General features: G+C 60.8%; 3 protein-coding genes. 2 read left to right on the forward strand and 1 reads right to left on the reverse strand.

Features of this window, described 5'->3' with window-relative positions:
• The coding region (locus AC2YI2_RS34895) for a LysR family transcriptional regulator (protein WP_487391103.1) at nt 1-783 on the reverse strand (783 nt) is incomplete at its 3' end.
• Nucleotides 784-922: 139 nt separating this feature from the next.
• Between AC2YI2_RS34895 and AC2YI2_RS34900 the strand changes: the two genes are divergently transcribed.
• Together AC2YI2_RS34900 and AC2YI2_RS34905 are read left to right on the forward strand one after the other, a co-directional pair.
• The gene (locus AC2YI2_RS34900) at nt 923-1,252 is read left to right on the forward strand and encodes a nuclear transport factor 2 family protein (RefSeq protein WP_487391104.1); all 330 of its coding nucleotides are present in this window, start codon (nt 923-925) and stop codon (nt 1,250-1,252) included.
• Nucleotides 1,249-1,757 (forward strand): oxidoreductase (locus tag AC2YI2_RS34905; protein WP_487391105.1); only part of this gene is annotated, 509 nt, incomplete at its 3' end. The genes AC2YI2_RS34900 and AC2YI2_RS34905, both read left to right, overlap by 4 nt.

A 1,757-nucleotide genomic window follows, 5' to 3' on the forward strand; every position in this document is an offset into this window, starting at 1 on the left:
GAGAACGCGCACCAATCGCCCCGCGGCAATGTCATCGCGCACATCAGCTTCCATGACGTATCCGAGCCCAACTCCGTTTTGGGCCGCCATTCTGACAAGGCTTGGTTCGTCGAGGGTGATCGAGCCTTGCACATCGATCTGAACAGCGTTCCCGTCCTTTTCGAATTTCCACCGAAGAAGCGCGTTGTTGGGGAGACGCGCACGGATGCAGCGAAACCGGTATAGGTCGGCTGGTACGGTGGGCCTGCCATAGGTGCGCAGGAAGTCGGGTGATGCCACGACGGCATTGCTGCGTCTCAGGCCGAGTGGCACGGCAATCATGTCGGTCGGCACCAGATCGGCCGGCCTCAGGCCCAGGTCGAAGCCCGCCGCAACGATGTCGACGATCCGTCCCTCCGTGACCAGATCGATATGCACCTGAGGATAGCGCCGCATGAACGACAGGATGAGCGGTTCCATTACCTCTCGGGCCGCTGTCGCAAAGGCATTGATGCGCAATGTGCCTGTCGGAATTTCCTGAAGAGATTGGACGATGAGCATAGCATCGTGGATATCAGTCATCGCCGGCCCAACCCGCTCGACAAAGGTCCTGCCCGCATCGGTGAGCGAAACGCTTCGCGTTGTGCGGTTGAACAGACGAACGGCCAGGCGCTGCTCAAGCTTTGCGATGGCATTGCTGAGCGCGGTCGTCGACATGCCGAGCTCGAGCGCGGCCGCCCGAAACGAGCCCAGGCGGGCGATGCTGAGAACGGCGTCCAGATCGACAAGTACAGATCGCGTCATTATCCCTCTTTTCGCAATGTCTCATCCTGATTTGTCCCAGTTATCAAGTCAATCGTCCAGCCCTAGATTGTCCTGGTCGGCCTTCGGAGGGTCGCGGCCCACAGCCGGCACAGGCTGGAAACATGATTGGAAGACCAGGATGACGATCAAACTACCCAAGGGCATCGAAGCCTATTTCGACGCCGACCGAGATGGCAGCCCCGATGCTGTCGCAGCCGCCTTTGACGAAAACGGCAGCGTGAAGGATAAGGGCAAGACCCACTGGGGTCGTGATGCCATTCGCAAGTGGATGGCTGATGAAAGCAAGCAATACAGCTACACGGTCGAACCCTTCCTGATCGCCACTGAGAACGGGAAGACCCAGGTGACGGCCCATGCCGTCGGCACGTTCCCCGGCAGCCCGATTGATCTGCGATTCCTCTTCGTGCTTGCGGGTGACAAGGTCGCAGAACTGGAGATCACTGTATGACCCAGTTCCTCACGCTGCAGGGGCGTCGGGCCCTGATCACCGGCGGTACGTCGGGCGCCGGCGCCGCAACCGTGGCGCTCTTCCAGGAGCTTGGCGCCCGGGTGCTGACCACCGCGCGCACCAAGCCGGCGAACTTTTCCGGTGCGGCGTTCGTCGAAGCCGACTTGACCACCACGGCGGGGGTCCAAACCGTCGTCGACGCAGTGCATCGGGATCTTGGCGGGCTCGATATCCTCGTCAACGTGCTCGGCGGCTCGTCTGCTCCTTCGGGCGGCTTTGCAGCGCTCACCGATGAGGAGTGGGACAGGGAGTTCAATCTCAACTTCTTTCCGGCGGTCCGGCTTGATCGTGCTCTCATCCCCGGCATGGTCGCTCAGGGGAGCGGCGTCGTTATCCACGTGACCTCGATCCAGAGAAATCTTCCATTACCCGAGGCGACAACCGGCTATGCCTCGGCCAAGGCAGCCCTCAACACGTACAGCAAGAGCATCTCCAAGGAGGTTTC

The organism is Rhizobium sp. SRI_017 (genome assembly GCF_057586295.1).